Source organism: Bacteroides caecigallinarum, assembly GCF_021531075.1.
In the GTDB taxonomy this organism is placed as follows: Bacteria; Bacteroidota; Bacteroidia; order Bacteroidales; family Bacteroidaceae; genus Phocaeicola; species Phocaeicola caecigallinarum_B.
Map to the genome: position 1 here is coordinate 1 of NZ_JADYTJ010000053.1, position 20,125 is coordinate 20,125.

18 protein-coding genes and 1 pseudogene are annotated in these 20,125 nt (G+C 38.9%); 13 read left to right on the forward strand and 6 right to left on the reverse strand.

The genetic code is table 11. The features are described from left to right. Positions 1-230: 230 nt before the first annotated feature. Entirely contained in the window at positions 231-1,451 is a 1,221-nt protein-coding gene (locus I6E11_RS12275) for an IS256 family transposase (RefSeq protein ID WP_235338468.1), read from the forward strand. Positions 1,452-1,755: 304 nt separating this feature from the next. On the opposite strand, the gene I6E11_RS12280 is transcribed toward I6E11_RS12275, so the two are convergent. From I6E11_RS12280 to I6E11_RS12290, 3 genes are read right to left on the reverse strand one after another with little or no spacing between them, the layout of a single operon-like run. Next, positions 1,756-2,997, reverse strand: coding sequence for a hypothetical protein (locus I6E11_RS12280; RefSeq protein WP_235338469.1), 1,242 nt, complete (start codon positions 2,995-2,997; stop codon positions 1,756-1,758). Positions 2,998-3,014: 17 nt separating this feature from the next. After that, the gene (locus tag I6E11_RS12285; RefSeq protein WP_235338470.1) at positions 3,015-3,335 is read right to left on the reverse strand and encodes a YbjQ family protein; all 321 of its coding nucleotides are present in this window, start codon (positions 3,333-3,335) and stop codon (positions 3,015-3,017) included. A gap of 12 nt (positions 3,336-3,347) precedes the next feature. After that, positions 3,348-4,778 (reverse strand): carbon starvation CstA family protein, encoded by a 1,431-nt coding sequence (locus I6E11_RS12290; RefSeq protein ID WP_235338471.1) that lies wholly within the window; start codon positions 4,776-4,778, stop codon positions 3,348-3,350. 142 nt (positions 4,779-4,920) lie between these two features. Between I6E11_RS12290 and I6E11_RS12295 the strand changes: the two genes are divergently transcribed. Next, entirely contained in the window at positions 4,921-6,594 is a 1,674-nt protein-coding gene (locus I6E11_RS12295) for a glycoside hydrolase family 10-like protein (protein ID WP_235338472.1), read from the forward strand. 14 nt (positions 6,595-6,608) lie between these two features. On the opposite strand, the pseudogene I6E11_RS12300 reads toward I6E11_RS12295, so the two are convergent. Continuing rightward, positions 6,609-6,964 (reverse strand): annotated as a pseudogene (locus I6E11_RS12300) (PD-(D/E)XK nuclease domain-containing protein); the annotation flags it as partial. Between the two features lie 930 nt (positions 6,965-7,894). Between I6E11_RS12300 and I6E11_RS12305 the strand changes: the two are divergent. The 10 genes from I6E11_RS12305 (at position 7,895) to miaA (ending at position 16,972) form a co-directional block, all read left to right on the forward strand. Continuing rightward, positions 7,895-9,067, forward strand: a complete 1,173-nt coding sequence (locus I6E11_RS12305) for an AIR synthase related protein (protein ID WP_235338473.1) — start codon at positions 7,895-7,897, stop codon at positions 9,065-9,067. A 22-nt stretch (positions 9,068-9,089) separates the two neighbouring features. Continuing rightward, on the forward strand, positions 9,090-9,350 hold the full coding sequence (locus tag I6E11_RS12310) for a hypothetical protein (RefSeq protein WP_235338474.1): 261 nt from the start codon (positions 9,090-9,092) through the stop codon (positions 9,348-9,350). Positions 9,351-9,369: 19 nt separating this feature from the next. Further along, positions 9,370-9,660: a hypothetical protein gene (locus I6E11_RS12315; RefSeq protein ID WP_235338475.1), complete on the forward strand. Its 291-nt coding sequence runs from the start codon at positions 9,370-9,372 to the stop codon at positions 9,658-9,660. Positions 9,661-9,677: 17 nt separating this feature from the next. Continuing rightward, positions 9,678-10,787: a peptide chain release factor 1 gene (gene prfA, locus I6E11_RS12320; RefSeq protein ID WP_235338476.1), complete on the forward strand. Its 1,110-nt coding sequence runs from the start codon at positions 9,678-9,680 to the stop codon at positions 10,785-10,787. 145 nt (positions 10,788-10,932) lie between these two features. After that, positions 10,933-11,757 carry an orotidine-5'-phosphate decarboxylase gene (gene pyrF, locus I6E11_RS12325; RefSeq protein WP_235338477.1) on the forward strand — a complete coding sequence of 275 codons (825 nt, stop codon included), beginning with the start codon at positions 10,933-10,935 and terminating at the stop codon, positions 11,755-11,757. A gap of 402 nt (positions 11,758-12,159) precedes the next feature. Then, the gene (gene lpxD / locus I6E11_RS12330) at positions 12,160-13,200 is read left to right on the forward strand and encodes a UDP-3-O-(3-hydroxymyristoyl)glucosamine N-acyltransferase (protein ID WP_235338478.1); all 1,041 of its coding nucleotides are present in this window, start codon (positions 12,160-12,162) and stop codon (positions 13,198-13,200) included. Between the two features lie 6 nt (positions 13,201-13,206). Further along, complete coding sequence (locus I6E11_RS12335; RefSeq protein WP_235338479.1) at positions 13,207-14,592, forward strand: bifunctional UDP-3-O-[3-hydroxymyristoyl] N-acetylglucosamine deacetylase/3-hydroxyacyl-ACP dehydratase; 1,386 nt, start codon at positions 13,207-13,209, stop codon at positions 14,590-14,592. Between the two features lie 7 nt (positions 14,593-14,599). Next, entirely contained in the window at positions 14,600-15,367 is a 768-nt protein-coding gene (gene lpxA, locus I6E11_RS12340; protein ID WP_235338480.1) for an acyl-ACP--UDP-N-acetylglucosamine O-acyltransferase, read from the forward strand. Positions 15,368-15,415: 48 nt separating this feature from the next. Continuing rightward, on the forward strand, positions 15,416-15,967 hold the full coding sequence (locus I6E11_RS12345) for an IS1096 element passenger TnpR family protein (RefSeq protein ID WP_235338481.1): 552 nt from the start codon (positions 15,416-15,418) through the stop codon (positions 15,965-15,967). 93 nt (positions 15,968-16,060) lie between these two features. Further along, positions 16,061-16,972, forward strand: coding sequence for a tRNA (adenosine(37)-N6)-dimethylallyltransferase MiaA (gene miaA / locus I6E11_RS12350; protein ID WP_235338482.1), 912 nt, complete (start codon positions 16,061-16,063; stop codon positions 16,970-16,972). Positions 16,973-16,992: 20 nt separating this feature from the next. Here miaA and I6E11_RS12355 read toward each other — a convergent pair whose 3' ends face one another. Next, a complete protein-coding gene (locus tag I6E11_RS12355) occupies positions 16,993-18,015 on the reverse strand; it encodes a glycosyltransferase family 2 protein (protein WP_235338483.1) in 1,023 nt (340 codons plus the stop codon). Positions 18,016-18,046: 31 nt separating this feature from the next. Further along, complete coding sequence (gene mtaB, locus I6E11_RS12360) at positions 18,047-19,366, reverse strand: tRNA (N(6)-L-threonylcarbamoyladenosine(37)-C(2))-methylthiotransferase MtaB (RefSeq protein WP_235338484.1); 1,320 nt, start codon at positions 19,364-19,366, stop codon at positions 18,047-18,049. Positions 19,367-19,612: 246 nt separating this feature from the next. Here mtaB and I6E11_RS12365 point away from each other — a divergent pair, with 246 nt between their 5' ends. Further along, entirely contained in the window at positions 19,613-19,816 is a 204-nt protein-coding gene (locus I6E11_RS12365; RefSeq protein ID WP_235338485.1) for a hypothetical protein, read from the forward strand. Positions 19,817-20,125 lie beyond the last annotated feature (309 nt).

Here is a 20,125-nt window from a genome sequence, read left to right on the forward strand (position 1 = left end):
CTACAAAAAAGCACAAACAGTGCTTCAAAAAAAGATAAACCAGAAATATTACGAAAAATACGGAACTAAATATAGAGAGAACATAGATTGAAAACCTCATTCCATAAGGGCATTCAATATAAACATCACATTTTACAAGGCACTATAAAATATTTTGTGTAATGATAAATACGGGATTCGAATAGAGTTCCGTATTTTTTATTTAATACATTTGCACAAAGAATAAGATTATGAAAGAAAAGAATCATGTAGTTCCTGATGAGTTATTAAGCAAGGAGTTCCTTAGCCAGTTCAAAACCGAAGCTGATGTAAGTAAGTTTCTCAAACAATTGCATTCTCAAGTATTAGAGAAGATGCTTGAAGGTGAAATGGATGCCCATTTAGATTATGAAAAGCGCTCTGTAGCTGGAAACAACAGTGGAAACTCCCGTAATGGCAGCTATCCCAAGAAGATTCAAACAGAACATGGTGAAGCTATTATTTCCATTCCACGTGACCGCAATGGTGAGTTTGAACCTATTGTTGTACCTAAACATGAGAGCCGTGGTCTTTCTATAGAAAGGCTTGTTATTTCCCTATATGCCAAAGGAATGAGTGTGTCAGATATTGAGGAAGAGATGCGTGAGATTTATGAAATAGAACTCTCTACATCGGCCATTTCCATCATTACGAACAAGGTAAACCAGGCTGCTTTGGAATGGCAGAACCGCCCTTTGGATCCGGTTTATTTGATTGCTTGGATGGACGGTATAGTCTTCAAGGTCAGAGACAATGGAAAGATTATAAACAAGACAGTCTACCTATGTGTTGGTTTGAAGCAGAACGGACTTAAGGAAGTGCTCGGAATGTGGGTTGGAAAAACTAAAAGTTCTTCATTCTGGATGGGAGTATTGACAGACTTAAAATCACGTGGAGTACAGGATATACTCATTACATGTACAGATAATCTGAATGGATTTACAGACACTATACGTACGGTTTTTCCACAGTCGTCAACACAGATATGCGTTGTACACCAGATTAGGAACTCATGTAAATACGTTGCATATAAAGATAAAAAAGAGTTTACTTCAGACATGAAGAACATATATAATGCTCCTAATAAGGAAGTTGCTGAAACAGAACTGGATAATCTGGAAAGAAAATGGGCCGGGAAATACCCATATGCTGTTATTTCATGGAGAAAGAATTGGGATGACCTAACTGTCTTTTTTCAGTTTCCACTGGAGATCAGAAAAATTATATATACGACAAATCTTATTGAAAATCTTAATGGAAAAATCAGAAAATATACAAAAGCAAAACTTTCATTCCCCTCGGATGAAGCTGTCAAAAAAACCGTTTTTCTTGCATTAATGGAGATTGAAAAGAAATGGACGATGCCGATTTCCAATTGGGGATTGATTATGAATCAATTTTTGATTATATTTGAAAACAGAATCCAGATATAAAGAATTTATAACTGAATCCTGTTTTATCATTTACACAATTTTATGGACAGTGTCTTTTACAATTCTGTTATTGGGGATATTAGTTCAATACAGTATAACATTTGTGCATAAAAAATGATATTCAGTAAATGTCACTAATGCGTAATACGTCGTATATAAATTAGATGGCTAATTTTATTATATTTACTGATTATCACTGAATATTACCACACCTCACTATTGTTCAATATACGTTCATTGAATGTTTACTGAACGGTTTCTAAACACTCAATGAACGGGAAATAAACATCATCTAAACGATATTTCAAAACTGGAACATCGCAGTAAACACTATGCGGTTGTTCTTTACGAGATGAGTATTCACGACCTTACCTTTGGAATCATTGTCTCCATACCATGCTCCTGTCCAGGAATATTCAGCACCGAACTTCCAGTTAGGAATATTGTATGTAAGTTCGGCTGATGCACTAGAAAGCTGATCAAGATTTGTACCTGTACCTATCAGACTTGTCACATTCTCCTTTGCCCCAAGATTTTTAAGATATCCGGCAAAAACTCCGAAACGCAACTTACTACCATACACCATGTTCACCCACGAATGAGATACCCGTAGTGGAGCATATTCCTGCTCACCTGTACGAGAATCTACATGTGTAACTCCATATCCTCCTACAGTACTTGTCATTGTTAGATTGGAGCTCAACAAGGTTTTTGCAGAGAAAGAGAATTTATCTTTCACATATTTCACATGAGCTTCACCAGAAACACCTGTGATACGTTCGTTAACCTTATAAACACCATTTTCTGTTTCCGATTGCGTACGTGGGGACATAGAAGACACATGCACTCCGGCACCAAGAATCATACCCAAAGTTCTGTAGTCTGCACCAAAATAGAATTCAGGTACACAACTGTTCTTTATAAAATTCTGGCTTTTCGCTGTCGATGTAGTTCCAGGTATGTTGTTGACAGGACCTACAGCAAGATACTGCGACTGCCATATAGCCGAAGCCGTGAGCACCAGTCCTTTGGTAGTAAATCTGTATCTCAACTGTGGAGCACGACTGAAAGGCTGAAATGGAGCACCCATATTCAAGTTCAGAATGTCAGGGGCAACATCACCATAAAGAGGATGCCATGTCTGTCCTACCAGCAAGGCTGATTTACCCCAGTCCATATTAAAATATACATGGCGCATACGAAACATTGAAAATGAAGTTCCCGAACCGCGGAAATCAACTTCAAGTTTTGCCGATGTCTTAATCTTTCCCATTAACTCCGGACCTTTTACATCCATTCCCAAACGTGAATACAAAGTATAGAATCCACCATTGGCAAAACTATTGAGGTCTTTCCCGTCTGCATCAAGTAATATATCTTTGGGATACATATAGAACAATCCGTCCACAGTTTCGGAATTCGCTCTTGAATTATAAAACAGGTCTGTACGTACCTGACCATAGAACTTGTAATCAAACCCTTTCTTTTGGGCCATCATAAAACCCGGTAATGCCATAAAGGCTACTAGAACTAAACTTTTTTTCATCTCTATCCTGTAAAATTTTATTCTAAATAAACTGCAGTACCTGATGCTGTCACCATAAGCATACTTCCGTTACCTCCTACAGTTTCAAAATCAAGATCTATTCCTATAACAGCATTTGCTCCAAGACGCATCGCCTCATCACACATTTCCTTCATTGCGCTCTGTTTTACCTCACGCAATACTTCTTCATACGAGCCTGCACGTCCACCCACTATATCACGAATACTCGCAAACAAATCTCTGAACATGTTTGCACCAATTATAGTCTCACCAGATACTATTCCATAATAATGCAAAATGCGTCTGCCTTCCACATTATTGGTTGTTGTCATTAACATATTATCTATATTTTAGTGTTTAACTGATTTTCTATACCATACTACAAACCATATCGCAGCCACTATAACACATGCTGTTCCTCCCCAATATGATATAACGGGGGAACGGCTGAAACCTTCCGGAGCTATCAATATATATGTAGAGCATACGCATGTCATAAACAAAGCCGGGATGAGAGTCACCCAAAAATTCTTCCTGTTCTTGACCAAATAAACAGTTATAGCCCAAAGTGTAAATACTGAGAGAGTTTGATTACACCATGCAAAGTATCGCCAGATGATTTTGAATCCTTCAGCATTACTGAAACTGAACACCAGGAGTCCCACTGTAAGAAGGAAAATAGGGATACATATCAGTAAACGTTTTGCAATACTACGCTGTTCGATACCGAGGAAATCGGCCACGATAAGTCGCGCCGAACGGAGTGCAGTATCTCCACTGGTGATAGGAGCAGCCACTATACCCAATATTGCAAGTATTCCACCGAAAGTACCAAGCCACTGATTGGAAATATCTGTAGCAACTTTCGCTCCTGAATAAGCTATACCTGTAGCCTTGTCCACAATACCGTTTTCATGGAAGAAATATGTTGCAGCCGCAGCCCATATCAAAGCTACCACGCCTTCTGTGACCATTGCACCATAGAATATAGGACGGCAATGTTTTTCGTTTACCATACATCTTGCCATAAGCGGAGACTGTGTGGCATGGAAACCACTGATAGCTCCACATGCTATTGAAATGAACATCATCGGAAATATAGGATTCTTCTCATATTTTGTTCCGAAACCTTCCCACATTTCCGGAAGTTCAGGCGATTTCACATAAAGCATAACAAGAATTCCAACAGCCATAAAAAGCAGGGCAAATGCGAAAAGCGGATATATGCGGCCTATAATTTTGTCGATAGGAAGCATTGTAGCCAGAATATAATATAAGAATATCACTACCATCCAGAAATACATATCCATATAATCCGGAGTCATACCAGCCAGCAGTTCCGCAGGTCCGGACACAAACACCGCACCAACCAATATCATAAGCAGTACGGTAAATATACATGCCACTTTCTTTGTGGTAAGTCCAAGATAGCGTCCTATAATCTCCGGAAGGCTCTCGCCGGAATTACGTATGGAAAGTGCACCAGAAAAGAAATCATGCACTGCTCCGGCAAAAATAGTACCGAAAACAATCCACAGATAAGATGCAGTACCGAACTGTGCCCCCATTATTGCTCCGAAGATAGGGCCAAGGCCGGCAATGTTAAGAAACTGAATCATAAAAATCTTCCATGTAGGAAGAGGTATAAAATCTACTCCATCGGCCATAGTTACGGCAGGAGTCTTGCGCGAGGCATCCGGTTTGAAAAGCTTGTCAATATACTTTCCGTATACCAGATAGCCAACAATAAGTAATACTAAAGCTAGACTAAATGTTATCATGATATTTTTTGTTAGATTTTTCTATCTTGAATTGCAAAAATAATGTTATTTAATCAGAAATAAAACATAAAATCACATATTACTATCATAAAGACGTTTTTTCGCCAAACTCTTTCTATCTTTGCACACAAAATTCATCTATATGCAAAAAATCATCATAATTATAAGTATAATATCAATATTCTGCACAAACATTTTAGCATCTCAAAAATATGAAATCAGGGCAGCATGGATAACAACCATCGGAGGTCTTGACTGGCCTACTGTGAAAGCTACATCGGAATATGGAATAAAACGTCAGAAAGAGGAACTTTGCAAGCAGCTGGATATGCTGAAAGAAGCCAACTTCAACACTGTCTTATTTCAGACAAGGCTGAGAGGCGACGCAATATACCCATCTGTATATGAAACATTTGCCGAGTCGCTAGCCGGAAAAACAGGACGAAATCCCGGATATGACCCGCTGAAATTTGCTATAGAAGAATGCCACAAACGAGGCATGGAACTACATGCCTGGATGGTATGCATACCGGCAGGAAACGACAGACAGGTCAGGCTATTGGGAAGCAAATCCATAGTAAAAAAGAAACCTTCCATGTGTATACATTTCAAGAATGCATGGTATCTTGACCCCGGCAATCCTGAAACAGCAACATATCTGGCTGCCATAGCCAAGGAAATAACCATGAATTATGATATAGATGGAATTCATCTTGACTATATAAGATATCCGGAGAATGGAGAAAAATTTCCTGACGGAAAAACGTATCGCAAGTACGGAAAAGGGAAAGACCTGACACAATGGCGCCGAGACAATATAACATCAATAGTAAGGAGAATATACAACGAAGTAAAAAGCATAAAGCTCTGGGTAAAAGTAAGCAGCGCACCGGTGGGCAAATATAACGACACCAGCAGATACAGTTCGAAAGGATGGAACGCATACAATGCTGTATATCAAGATGCTAAATTATGGATGAAAGATGGCATACACGATGCTGTGTTCCCTATGATGTATTTCCGCGACAATCAGTTCTACCCTTTTGCACTCGACTGGGAAGAGAACAAGCACGGACGTTGGGTAATTCCGGGCCTTGGAGTATATTTTCTGAAGCATAAAGCACACGAATGGGACATTCACGAAATAAAGAGACAAATATATTTCAGCAGGCGCAATGGACTTGACGGACAGGCTTTTTTCAGAAACGAATTTCTGATGAGAAATACTTGTGGACTTACGGACAGCCTTAAAAACTGTTTCTATACACATCCGGCTGCAGTGCCTCCAATGGTGTGGCAGGACAGCATAGCACCGTCACAGCCAATAAACGGAGAAATATCATTCATAAACAACAGCGTGAAAATCAATTGGGAGGAATCGGATTCTTCAAAAACAGAAACACTGACCTACCGAATATATGCATCTGATTTTTATCCTGTAGATACAAACGACGGTAAAAATATTGTTTGCCTGAGACACAACTCAACTAGTTTCAGCTATAGTACAGAAGATGGCAATATAAAACGTTTTTGGGCTGTCACGGCTACCGACCGTTATGGTAACGAAAGCTCTCCGCTTGCATTAAACCATCCGGAAAACAGAAAGAAAATGGTTTGCGTAAACAAACTTCCTGAGGCCCAGGATGGATGTGTTATATCAGTAAACGACATCACGGGCATGGAGCTTTACAGAACGAAATGCAGCCCAGATGAACTGGTTAAGAAACTCAGAAATGGAGTATACTCTATTCAATACGTGCTGCCAAATGGAAAGCAGAAGAATATCACTCTGATAATTTCAGAAACAGAGCGATAGAGTCAACCGAAACACTACTCGCAGAGCCACTCCTCTATAGTACCTGTTTCGGACGAGAATACAGCACCAATCTTATATATTCTTCTTTTGTCGGAAGAATACTCAAGGGCATAACCTTTCTCATTTATCTGACGCAAAGCTTCATCCGCACTACCATCAAGTTTAAATTAAAATATATAGACATAGTCAGGTGTCTCAACAATACAATCCACTCTTCCCTGACTCTGCAGCTTTTCAATATAAACCGTATATACGCTTATCAGACGCATGATAAGGTAGAAAGTATATTGGAAATATCTTTCACGCTCACGTTCGTTTTCCTTACGACGCATAATATATGGTATACCGGCAAGAAAAGAAGTCAACCAGTACGGAAGTCCTCAATTTTTCCGTCCTCCAACTGAAAAGCTGCATTTCTAATCCATGAATAAATACTCTCACGGGTATTGAAATAGTTGCTGGCAACAAGAGAGAGAAAACCTTTCTTAACCTCGTTGTTCGGATAATCCAAAAGAAAAACAAAACGAAGTCCAATAATTCGCTTACACTATTTCATTTGACATTTTGACAATCACAAATACTGAGATTCTTAAATTAACACATACTATAAACTTCACGTCAGGATATTTCATCCATCAGCATTATAGCATATACAGTTTATCACATTTTCACTCATCAGGCCAACAATATTTCACCAAAGCCCATAATTACAGAACAACATTAACACGTATTTTAGACTCATACAATCATTCCGTCATTTTCAAACATTCATTTATCTGATTAAATCTAGAGTAAAATCAGTCTATTTCATAGTCAAATTCACGATTTATCGCTTCTTTTATACCGAAGGGAAATGACTTTTTAGAGCAAAACGACCCGTTTTATCTAAAACGACAAAGCATTTCAAACAAAATGAGCTGTCATTTTACTAAAACGACAGGGCGTTTTTATTAACCATATTAACACTAAAGAGTATTATACTTAAATAATCAGAATACATATTACACAATAACGATTAACACTTTACATTTTTCCGAATATAAAGCAATGGAGCACATAACCAAAGACAGCATTAATTTCTTACATTTTGCTTTTAACAAGACTAAATCACCTTCATTTAGTCAAATAAACAAACAACGCCATATTATCAAGTTCAAGACGCCACTAATTAATTTAAAAGATAAAACTAATACATCATACCGTTATTTACCTCACACCAACTTTGATATATATCAGATTTTGAGTATTTTTGCAAATCGAATCGATTTTGAAAATTATAATTTATAATATATCATCACTCATGAGTAATCAAAGATACATGCAGCGCGGCGTATCAGCATCTAAGGAAGATGTACATAACGCTATCAAAAACATCGACAAAGGTATTTTCCCTAAGGCTTTCTGTAAAATCATTCCTGATATTCTTGGCGGAGATCCTGAATACTGCAACATCATGCACGCAGACGGTGCGGGAACAAAATCATCACTGGCTTACATGTACTGGAAAGAAACAGGCGACTTGTCTGTATGGAAAGGCATTGCACAGGATGCTCTTATCATGAACATCGACGACTTGCTCTGCGTCGGAGCTGTCGACAACATACTTGTTTCTTCTACTATCGGACGTAACAAACTGCTCGTTCCGGGAGAAGTTATCTCGGCTATCATCAATGGTACCGACGAGCTGCTTGCCGAACTCCGCGAAATGGGTGTAGGCGTTTACGCTACAGGTGGTGAGACTGCCGACGTTGGCGACCTGGTTCGTACTATCATCGTGGACAGCACAGTGACTTGCCGTATGAAACGTTCTGACGTGATAGACAATGCAAACATCCATCCGGGCGATGTTATAGTAGGTCTTGCTTCATACGGACAGGCTACTTACGAAAAGGAATACAACGGTGGTATGGGTAGCAATGGTCTGACAAGCGCACGTCACGATGTATTCTCAAAATATCTTGCAGAGAAATATCCTGAAAGCTACGACAAGGCTGTACCTGAAGACCTGGTTTACAGCGGTAATCTGAAACTGACTGACTCTGTGGAAGGTTCTCCACTTGACGCAGGTAAGCTGGTTCTCTCTCCTACCCGTACATACGCACCTGTAGTGAAGAAACTGCTTGATGCTCTCCGTCCTGAAATCCACGGTATGGTTCACTGCTCGGGTGGTGCACAGACTAAGGTTCTGCACTTCGTAGGCGACAACTGCCGCATAGTTAAGGATAACCTCTTCCCTGTTCCTCCATTGTTCCGCACTATCAAGGAACAGAGCGGTACTGACTGGGACGAAATGTACAAGGTATTCAACATGGGACACCGTCTTGAAGTATATCTCTCTCCTGAACACGCAGAACAGGTTATCGAAATCAGTAAATCGTTCAATATCGACGCACAGATTATCGGTCGCATAGAAGAAAGCAACGGTTCTAAGGAATTGATTATCAAGAGTGAATTCGGAGAATTCAGATATTAAAATTTAATATAGCCACAAGCCTATGGAAAAAGAAAAGAAAGGATGCCTTATACCTTTAGCTTTCTTAGCTGCTGGCATAATAAGTTTATGTATAGGATTAGAATTTGATATACATATACTTTATGTATTGGGATTCCTGATACCGGTATACGGCGGTACTACGTACAGCCAATGCACTGGTAAAGAGAAGAAATGGAATACCCTGAAACATATTCTCGTTTCATTTCTTATGCTACTGATTGCCGCTATTGTATGTTTTATACTATACGGTAAATTGTGGTGACACTTAGACAGTGGTGCTTATGGACAATAATAAAAAAAACAATAAACAGTCATTGAAACTTGCTGTTTCAGCACTGCTTTTTATAGCAAGTATAGCTATAATCGGATTAGGAGATTTTCAAAACATCTACTACATCAAGACATTAGGCTATATGACGGCTGGATTTTCGGGAACTATATTTTCAAAATATTTTATTGATAATAGCAATGAGCCCATATTCAAAAGCAGGAAAGGTTTTGTACTCCTCATAATTTCAATACTATTATTGGCTATACCTATAACATTGTTGTTTGAAGGCAAATTGTGGTAAAAAACAAAAAAATTTAAATGGCGGAAAATAACACCATACTGGAAAAGCTTGAAGGACTGGTATCACGTTTTGAGGAAGTATCTACACTGATTACTGACCCGAACGTGATAGCAGACCAGAAAAGATATGTAAAACTGACAAAGGAATATAAGGAACTGGGCGACATCATGAATGCACGCAAGGAATACCTGCAGTGCATCAATGGTCTGGAAGAGGCCAAAATGATGATGAACGAAAGCGACCCGGAAATGAAGGAAATGGCCCGCGAAGAGGCTGCTGCCTGTGAGGCACGTATTCCGGAACTGGAAGAGGAAATCAAACTTCTGCTTGTTCCTGCCGACCCTCAGGATGACAGAAACGCTATTCTGGAAATCCGTGGCGGTACAGGTGGTGACGAGGCTGCTATCTTTGCCGGCGACCTGTTCCGTATGTATTCCAAATACTGCGAATCCAAGGGCTGGCGACTTGAGGTATCAAGTGCCAACGAAGGTGCAGCAGGCGGTTTCAAGGAAATAATCTGCTCCGTAACAGGAGAAAAGGTTTACGGAACTCTGAAATACGAATCGGGAGTACACCGCGTGCAGCGTGTGCCTGCAACTGAGACTCAGGGACGCGTACACACATCTGCTGCATCAGTAGCCGTACTGCCTGAAGCAGAACCTTTCGATGTGGAAATTAATGAAGGTGAAATAAAATGGGATACATTCCGAAGTGGTGGCGCAGGAGGACAGAACGTAAACAAGGTGGAATCAGGAGTTCGTCTGCGCTATAACTGGAAGAACCCTAACACCGGAATCGTGGAAGAAATCCTTATTGAATGTACCGAAACACGCGACCAGCCAAAGAACAAGGAACGTGCTCTCTCGCGCCTGCGTACATTTATATACGATAAGGAACATCAGAAGTACATAGACGATATAGCTTCGAAGCGTAAGACTATGGTCAGCACCGGAGACCGTTCGGCTAAAATCCGTACATACAACTATCCTCAGGGACGTATCACAGACCACCGTATAAACTATACAATCTATAACCTCAGCGCATTTATGGACGGAGACATTCAGGACTGTATAGACCATCTGATTGTGGCTGAAAATGCTGAAAGGCTGAAGGAAAGCGAACTTTAAACAAACAGACTACAAGGCTTCGGTTACAAGTTAACAAGGCTCTCCATCCGGATACCAACTAAAGTTCAGCGATACAGAACCTAGTCAACTTGCCAACTAGTCAACTTGCCAACTAGTCAACTTGTCAACTAAAAAAACAAAAGATATGAACAAACAACAGTTATTCGAAAACATCAAGAAGAAACAGTCATTCCTCTGCGTGGGACTTGACACTGACATCAAGAAAATTCCTGAACACCTTCTGAAAGAAGAAGATCCTATATTTGCATTCAATAAGGCTATCATCGACGCAACAGCCCCTTACTGTATCGCATACAAACCAAACCTGGCTTTCTATGAAAGCATGGGTGTTAAGGGTTGGATTGCATTCGAAAAGACAGTAGAATATATCAAGACTAACTACCCTGACCAGTTCATCATAGCAGACGCAAAACGTGGCGACATCGGTAACACTTCGGCTATGTATGCACGTACATTCTTCGAAGAATTGAGCATCGACTCTGTAACTGTAGCTCCATATATGGGCGAAGACAGTGTTACTCCGTTCCTTACTTACGAAGGCAAATGGGTTATTCTTCTTGCTCTTACATCAAACAAGGGCTCGCACGACTTCCAGCTTACAGCTGACACAGAAGGCGAACGTCTTTTCGAAAAAGTATTGCGCAAGAGCCAGGAATGGGCTAACGACGAGAACATGATGTACGTAGTTGGTGCTACTCAGGGACGTATGTTCGAAGATATCCGTAAGATTGTTCCTAACCACTTCCTTCTTGTTCCTGGAGTTGGAGCACAGGGCGGTTCACTGGAAGAAGTGTGCAAGTACGGTATGACCAAGGAATGCGGACTTATTGTAAATTCAAGCCGTGCAATCATTTATGCCGACAAGACTGAGAACTTTGCAAAAGTGGCAGGCGAAGAAGCACAGAAAGTACAACAACAGATGTCTGAACAACTAAAAGCTATTATCTGATTAGGAAACAAAGGCTGGAAACCAAATTAAAGTTTTCTTAATTTTAGCTGAAAAATATGTTTCGACACCCTTTAATTTTCCTAAATATAATGAAGGGCATTCTTTTGATACAAATGGGAAATCAAAAGGAAAATTATAGTGAAATCTATCGGATAAAGAACTTTTTTTCATTATAAATTAATAGTAGGAAAACAGTTATATCCTCCTTTATCAGGTTGATATAGCTGTTTTTTTATTGAATTTGATGCATTTGCATAAGTAAATATGCAAATAATTTGCTTTTTTCTCTGATATATAAAAAAAAAACACGTAATTTGCATAAACAAGTAATTGAACATACTTTACTTTTATTAAGGGTAAGAAAACTATAAAACAAAACCAAAGGAACAAAAGATAATAGTTATGGAGTTCTCAGCTAAACAAATTGCAGAATTTATCCAAGGAATTATTGTAGGCGACGAAAATGCCACAGTACATACATTCGCAAAAATAGAAGAAGGTATACCTGGTGCATTATCGTTTCTGGCAAACCCCAAATATACCAATTTCATATACGAAACACAATCGTCAATAGTGTTGGTAAACAAAGACTTTACTCCTGAACATGAAATAAAGGCAACACTTATAAAGGTAGACAATGCATATGAAAGTCTGGCCAAGCTCATGTCTCTTTATGAAATGAGCCAACCTAAGAAAACCGGTATAGACCCACTAGCCTCAATCTCGGATAAAGCAAAAATTGGAAATGGCTGTTACGTAGGTCCTTTTGCCTGCATTGAAGAGGGAGCGGTAATAGGAGACAATGTTTACATTCATCCGCACGTTACAGTAGGAAGCAATGTAAAAATAGGAAATAACTGTATTCTATATCCTCATGTTACGGTTTATCATGATTGCAGAATAGGTAATAATTGTATCCTGCATGCCGGTTCTGTAATAGGTGCAGACGGATTTGGATTTGCTCCATCGACAGAAGGATATGAGAAGATTCCACAAATTGGAATTGTAGTTCTGGAAGACGACGTGGAAATAGGTGCAAATACATGTATAGACCGTGCCACTATGGGAGCAACCATAATACATAAAGGAGTAAAACTTGACAATTTGGTTCAGATTGCCCATAACGTAGAAGTAGGAAGTAACACAGTAATGGCATCTCAAGTCGGTATAGCCGGCTCGGCAAAGATAGGAGAATGGTGTATGTTCGGCGGACAAGTTGGAGTGGCCGGCCATATCAGAGTGGGAAACAAAGTTACAGTAGGTGCACAATCGGGTATTCCGGGAAACACCAAATCGGATATAGCAATTATGGGGTATCCAGCTATAGACCATAAGCAATTTGCACGCTCTGCCATAATCTACAAGAAATTGCCTGACATGTATGCCGAACTCGGTAAACTACAGAGAGAAATAGAAGAATTGAAAAAACAAATAAACAAATAAAAACCCATGTTGAAACAACAGACTTTAAAAGGTAGCTTTTCACTGAACGGCAAAGGACTCCATACAGGAGTAAAACTTACAGTGACTTTCAATCCTGCTCCGGAACATCACGGGTACAAAATCCAACGTATAGATCTTGACGATCAGCCTATTATAGACGCTGTGGCAGAGAACGTAATAGACACAACCAGAGGCACAGTATTATCAAAAAACAATGTAAAGGTAAGCACAGTAGAACATGCATTGGCTGCACTATACGCAGCAGGTATAGACAACTGTCTGATACAGGTAAACGGACCAGAATTCCCTATTCTGGACGGAAGTGCTAAAGCATACGTGGAGTGCATAGAAAGAGTAGGTATAGAGGAACAGTCGGCTCCGAAAGACTACTATATAATAAAATCTAAAATAGAATTCCGCGACGAAGCTACCGGATCATGCATCACAGTTTTGCCTGATGACAGATTCAGTATCAACACTTTGATTTCGTATGATTCACAGATTCTGACAAACCAGTTTGCCACACTTGAAAATATGGCAGACTTCCCTACTGAAATAGCATCGGCACGTACATTCGTTTTTGTACGCGAAATAGAGCCACTGCTCAACGCCGGACTTATAAAGGGAGGAGACCTGGACAATGCTATCGTAATCTACGAAAAGCAGATGACTCAGGAAAACTTCGACAAACTGGCTGATGTAATGAAAGTTCCGCATATGGACGCAAGCCATCTGGGATACATAAACCACATCCCATTAGTATGGCCTAACGAGCCAGCAAGACACAAACTGCTTGATATAATTGGCGACTTGGCACTTATAGGAAGACCTATAAAGGGAAGAATAATAGCCACCAGACCAGGACATACAATAAACAACAAATTTGCCAGGCAGCTGAGAAAAGAAATCAGAATGCACGAAATCCAGGCTCCTGTATATAATTGTAACGAGGAACCACTAATGGATGTGAACCGTATACGCGAATTGTTGCCACACAGATATCCATTCCAGCTCGTTGATAAGGTTGTCGCAATGGGAGCCAACTATATAGTAGGTGTAAAGAACGTTACATCAAACGAACCTTTCTTCCAGGGACATTTCCCAGAAGAACCAGTTATGCCAGGTGTACTACAGATTGAGGCAATGGCACAAGTTGGAGGTTTGTTGGTACTTAACTCCGTTGACGATCCGAAACTTTACTCTACTTATTTCATGAAAATTGATAATGTAAAGTTCCGCCAGAAAGTGGTACCGGGCGATACGTTGATATTCCGTGTAGAGCTTATGGCACCTATCCGCAGAGGAGTATCTACAATGAAAGGATACGTATTTGTAGGAGAAAAGATAGTTTGCGAAGCTGAATTCATGGCTCAAATTGTAAAAAACAAATAATATAGATATGATAAGTCCGTTAGCATACATACATCCTGAAGCAAAAATAGGAGAAAACGTAGAAATAGGCCCATTCGTTTATATAGACAAGAATGTAGTTATAGGTGATAATAACATAATAATGCCTAACGCAAACATTCTTTATGGTGCAAGAATTGGTAATAACAACAGAATATTCCCTGGTGCTGTTATTGGAGCTGTCCCTCAGGATTTGAAATTCAAAGGCGAAGAAACAACAGCCGAAGTGGGAGACAACAATACTATAAGGGAAAATGTAACCATAAACCGTGGTACAGCCGCAAAAGGTAAAACTGTAGTAGGAAGTAACAATCTTCTTATGGAAGGTGTACACGTTGCACATGACGCTATTATAGGAAACGGATGTATCATTGGAAATTCTACAAAATTTGCAGGTGAAATAATCATTGACGATTATTCAATAATAAGCGCAAGCGTATTGATGCATCAGTTCTGCCGTGTAGGTGGATATGGTATGATACAGGGCGGAAGCCGTTTCAGCAAAGATATCCCACCTTTTATCATAGCAGGTAGAGACCCTATCGCATATTGTGGAATAAACATTGTAGGACTGAGAAGAAGAGGATTCTCTAACGAACTGATTGAAAATATCCACAATGCTTACAGAATAATTTATAATAGTGGCAAGAATACAGCTGAAGCACTTGAACAGGTAAAACAGGAAGTTCCTATGAGTCCGGAGATAGAATATATTATCTCATTCATAGAAAATTCGCAAAGAGGTATTATCAGATAATCATTTTTTTGTATATTTACAAAACAAAGATTTAACACTATAATTAAGATGGTTTACAAATTCAGACTCATATCAGACGAAGTCGACAATTTCCTAAGGGAAATAAAAATCGACTCAGATGCTTCATTCTATGACTTGCATGAAGCAATCCTTAAATGCACAGGTTATAAAGATGACCAGATGACTTCTTTCTTTATTTGTGATGATGACTGGGAAAAGGAAACGGAAATTACTCTTGAAGATATGGGTACAAGCAGTTCGGACGAGGACATATACATCATGAAAGATACTCCACTGAGCGAACTACTTGAAGATGAAAAACAAAAACTGATATACGTTTTCGATCCGCTGGCTGAAAGGATCTTCTTCATCGAACTATCGGAAATCATCACAGGACAGGATCTGGCACATGCAATATGCTCGCGCAAGGAAGGTGAAGCTCCACAGCAGACTATAGACTTTGATGAACAGTTGAATACAAGTCAGTCTCTAGATCTTGGAGAGAACTTCTATGGCGACGAAGACTATGACATGGAAGATTTCGATATGGATGGATTCGACATGACAGAAGGTAATCCTTACGATGACGATAAGTATTAATGAATAATATAACCTAAACGACGAAGCGAAGAATACGGCTTCAACACAAATGTTGATAATCCGTCATTCTTCGCTTTCTTAATTTATAATCTGATGAACTGCAAAAAGACTCTCATAGTACTGATAGGACCTACAGGAGTAGGAAAAACTGACCTTAGCATAAAAATAGCCGAAAAATATAATTCGCCTATTATTTCTGCCGACTCAAGACAATTATATTCCGACCTTAAAATAGGTACAGCTGCACCTACAGAGGAATATTTGAAAAGGGTAAAACACTATTTTGTAGGTACACTTAAACTTACAGACTACTACAGCGCTGCACAGTATGAGAGTGAGGTTATCAGCCTTCTGGAAGAGCTTTTCAAAAACAACGACACAATACTCCTGGCAGGTGGGTCTATGATGTACATTGATGCAATATGCAAAGGTATTGACGACATCCCCACTGTGGATAATGACACACGGCAGATGATGATGGAAAAATATGAAAAAGAAGGATTGGAAAGATTGTGTGCAGAACTGAAATTGCTCGACCCGGAATATTATTCAATAGTGGATCTTAAGAATCCTAAAAGAGTTATTCATGCTCTTGAAATCTGTTACATGACGGGAAAAACATATACATCATTCAGAACAGGAAACAAGAAACAACGACCTTTCAATATTATAAAAATAGGATTATGCAGAGACAGAGAGGAACTGTATGAACGCATTAACAAGAGAGTAGATATAATGATAAACGACGGACTAGTGGACGAAGTTAAGTCTGTATATCAATACAAAGACTTGAACTCGCTGAATACCGTGGGATATAAAGAAATAATCCAATACCTTGAAGGAAACTGCACGTTGGACTTTGCCATTGAAAAGATAAAACAGAACTCACGTATATACTCCAGAAAACAAATGACATGGTTCAAGAGGGATAATGACATAAAATGGTTTCATCCGGACAATGAGAACGAAATCATGAATTTTATAGAAACAGAAAAGGCTGAATGATATAAAAAGTAGTGGAAAGACTACTTCACAAGACGAGTGAATGTAGTCTTTCCAAATATTTTTGATTGCAATATCAATGAGAAATCATATCTATATTTAAGCTTGGAAATCTTTGTATGTCTAAGATTATCCTCCCTGGATGACTTAAAGTCATTTCGCATCGACACATAATCTCTCCTAGCTTTTATCACAGCCTTGGCATTCGGAAAGTCAAATTTCAGTACATAGAAAATAACAGCAAGATAATCAAGTAAGCTACGGACTGACATGATTTTAACCAACTCATCAGAAGGAAGATTTTTATACATCATCAGCAGGTTATTGCGAAAATTAAGATAGGTTTTTCTTGGATTTTCTTTCTTCAAGGTAGCTCCCCCAACATGGTAAACTTTACTTTCAGGCACACAAACCAAACGATATCCCCTACTCAGCAATCGCCAACACAAATCTATCTCTTCCATGTGTGCAAAGAATCTTGCATCTAGTCCTCCAACTTCCATATAAACAGTTCTTCTGACAAACATTGCAGCACCAGAAGCCCAAAAAATATCTGTTGGCATATCATACTGACCATTATCCGTTTCAAGGGAATCAAATACTCTTCCACGGCAAAAAGGATAACCGTACCTGTCAATAAAGCCTCCGGAAGCTCCAGCATATTCAAATTTAGCCTTATCATGGTAGCTAAGTATCTTTGGTTGACACGCAGCAATATCATAATGCGATTCCATATACGCCAGCATCGGCTCTATCCATTGCTCTGTCACCTCAACGTCACTATTTAGCAAAACCACATATTCTGCATCAACGCACTCCATCACCTTGTTATATCCTTCAGCAAAACCATAATTCTCTTTAAATGAAATCAGTCCTACTGACGGAAACTCTGATTTAAGCACATCAATAGAATTATCTGTAGAACCATTATCTGCCACATAGATTTCTGCCAGATCATTGTTTGTGTTCTTTACTACTGACGGCAGGAACTTGCGTAACATTTCCGCTCCATTCCAGTTCAATATAACAACTGCTACCTTACTCATGCCAAATAACTTTAATCCTTTTAAAGAATTATTACTCTATTATTTCAGACAACAAAGATTCCCCATCAGCGCTGAACTCACCTAACTTAACTTTCACCAACTGATTATCGGCGACCTTTGAAGCGTCTAGTTCTACTCTAATATAATTATCTGTAAATCCATGCATTGGCACCCCCGGCTTGGAATGTTCAGATAGTACATATGCTTCCTTACCAATATGACGCTCATAGAAACTTTTTAATTTAGCATCAGACAATTCCAACAAACGTTGGCTTCTGATATGTTTCTCTTCGGGAGAAACAACATAATCAATTTTCAAAGCTTGTGTTCCTGGACGTTCCGAATAACTAAATACATGAAGTTGTGTAACATCAAGCGACTTGATAAAATCATATGCAGATTCAAAATATTCCGGAGTCTCACCGCGAGTTCCAACTATTACATCTACACCAATAAACGCATCCGGCATAAGTTGCTTGATTTTTCTTATCTTGGAAGCAAAAAGTTCTGTATCGTATCTGCGTCGCATCAGCTTTAATACCTCATCACAACCAGACTGTAACGGTATATGAAAGTGTGGCATAAAACGTTTAGAGACAGATACAAATTCTATTATCTCGTCTGTCAAAAGATTAGGCTCTATAGAAGAGATCCGATATCTCTCTATCCCCTCAACTTTATCCAATTCCTTAACCAAATCAAAAAATGTCTCGCCTGTAGTTTTACCAAAATCACCGATATTTACACCGGTAAGAACTATTTCCTTTCCTCCTTCTGAAGCTACATTCTTAGCTTGTTCTACAAGATCTGAAATAGTTCCATTTCTACTTCTACCTCTCGCAAAAGGTATAGTGCAATACGAACAGAAATAGTCACATCCATCCTGTACTTTTAGGAAATATCTTGTACGGTCGCCACGTGAACATGACGGTGAAAACTTACGAATATCCTTTGTCGCAGTAGTGATGGCCTCACCATGAGTATTCTTTTCCAATGTTCCCAAATATTTAATAAGGTCTCCCTTTTGCTCTGCCCCTAACACTAAATCTACGCCTTCTATATTCGCTACTGTTTCTGGCTTTAGCTGAGCATAACAGCCGGTAACAATCACATATGCTCCAGGATGAGATTTTACTAGCTTATGTATAGCCTGACGACATTTTTTATCGGCAACTTCAGTAACTGAACATGTATTTACGACTATAATATCTGCTTTCTCGCCTTTGCGTACTGTTCTCACTCCTGCCTCCTTCAATGATTTTCCTATGGTTGAAGTCTCAGCAAAGTTAAGCTTACAGCCCAATGTGTAGTAAACAGCTTTTTTATCCTGAAAAACGGTAGTATCAATCATAAAATAAAAATTTTTCTACAAAGTTACTCATTATTTCCTTATCTGTAAAGTCCTTAAAGTAGCAGAAGAAACAAATGTAAAAAAATAGAAAACATAGATAGTTAAAAAACACAAAATAGGCTGCAAAACATATTTTTAAAGCAAATTATTGGATAAAAAAAGAACAACGTATTGAAAAACTATATATCTTTGCAACGTCAATTAAGATAACAACATAAGTATTACAGAATTTTAAAAGCAAAGAAGATGAAAAAGTTAGTATTTTTATTCGTTGCATTCGTTGCAGTATCTTTCGCATCATGTGGTGGTAACAAAAATGCAAATGCAGAATCTACAGAAGCTGTTGTAGTTGAAGAAGCTACTCCTGCTGCTGATTCAGTATGCTGTGACACAGTTGCTTGCGACTCAGTTGCATGTGACTCTGCAAAAACTTGCTGCAAAGCTGAATAATTTCAGTAAGAATCTGATTAGGTAAAAAGCTAAAGTCTGTTGGGATAACAAACCATACAGACTTTTTTTATGCACTTAGGTTTCCTAAAAGTAGTATATAAACAGAAAATAATCAACAAACATCAGATTAATATCTCTGTTATGGATAAAAGAATCTATATTCACATACATACTACAAATAAAAAAAAGAGGGTGTGTCAAAATGATGCATCCTCTTTTCGTTATATAATCATCGGTTTCTCATTTTTCATAGAGTATGATTTCTATATTTCCGTATTATCCCTATCTCCATGCTTTCAAGTAGTATAA

Coding starts and splice junctions, on each gene's coding strand:
- I6E11_RS12305 (WP_235338473.1), top strand. CDS start 7,895: ATGAGTAATCAAAGATACATGCAGCGCGGCGTATCAGCATCTAAGGAA.
- I6E11_RS12315 (WP_235338475.1), top strand. CDS start 9,370: ATGGACAATAATAAAAAAAACAATAAACAGTCATTGAAACTTGCTGTT.
- I6E11_RS12365 (WP_235338485.1), top strand. CDS start 19,613: ATGAAAAAGTTAGTATTTTTATTCGTTGCATTCGTTGCAGTATCTTTC.
- I6E11_RS12355 (WP_235338483.1), bottom strand. CDS start 18,015: ATGAGTAAGGTAGCAGTTGTTATATTGAACTGGAATGGAGCGGAAATG.
- I6E11_RS12285 (WP_235338470.1), bottom strand. CDS start 3,335: ATGTTAATGACAACAACCAATAATGTGGAAGGCAGACGCATTTTGCAT.
- I6E11_RS12280 (WP_235338469.1), bottom strand. CDS start 2,997: ATGAAAAAAAGTTTAGTTCTAGTAGCCTTTATGGCATTACCGGGTTTT.
- I6E11_RS12310 (WP_235338474.1), top strand. CDS start 9,090: ATGGAAAAAGAAAAGAAAGGATGCCTTATACCTTTAGCTTTCTTAGCT.
- I6E11_RS12335 (WP_235338479.1), top strand. CDS start 13,207: ATGTTGAAACAACAGACTTTAAAAGGTAGCTTTTCACTGAACGGCAAA.
- prfA (WP_235338476.1), top strand. CDS start 9,678: ATGGCGGAAAATAACACCATACTGGAAAAGCTTGAAGGACTGGTATCA.
- I6E11_RS12295 (WP_235338472.1), top strand. CDS start 4,921: ATGCAAAAAATCATCATAATTATAAGTATAATATCAATATTCTGCACA.
- lpxD (WP_235338478.1), top strand. CDS start 12,160: ATGGAGTTCTCAGCTAAACAAATTGCAGAATTTATCCAAGGAATTATT.
- I6E11_RS12275 (WP_235338468.1), top strand. CDS start 231: ATGAAAGAAAAGAATCATGTAGTTCCTGATGAGTTATTAAGCAAGGAG.
- I6E11_RS12345 (WP_235338481.1), top strand. CDS start 15,416: ATGGTTTACAAATTCAGACTCATATCAGACGAAGTCGACAATTTCCTA.
- pyrF (WP_235338477.1), top strand. CDS start 10,933: ATGAACAAACAACAGTTATTCGAAAACATCAAGAAGAAACAGTCATTC.
- miaA (WP_235338482.1), top strand. CDS start 16,061: ATGAACTGCAAAAAGACTCTCATAGTACTGATAGGACCTACAGGAGTA.
- I6E11_RS12290 (WP_235338471.1), bottom strand. CDS start 4,778: ATGATAACATTTAGTCTAGCTTTAGTATTACTTATTGTTGGCTATCTG.
- mtaB (WP_235338484.1), bottom strand. CDS start 19,366: ATGATTGATACTACCGTTTTTCAGGATAAAAAAGCTGTTTACTACACA.
- lpxA (WP_235338480.1), top strand. CDS start 14,600: ATGATAAGTCCGTTAGCATACATACATCCTGAAGCAAAAATAGGAGAA.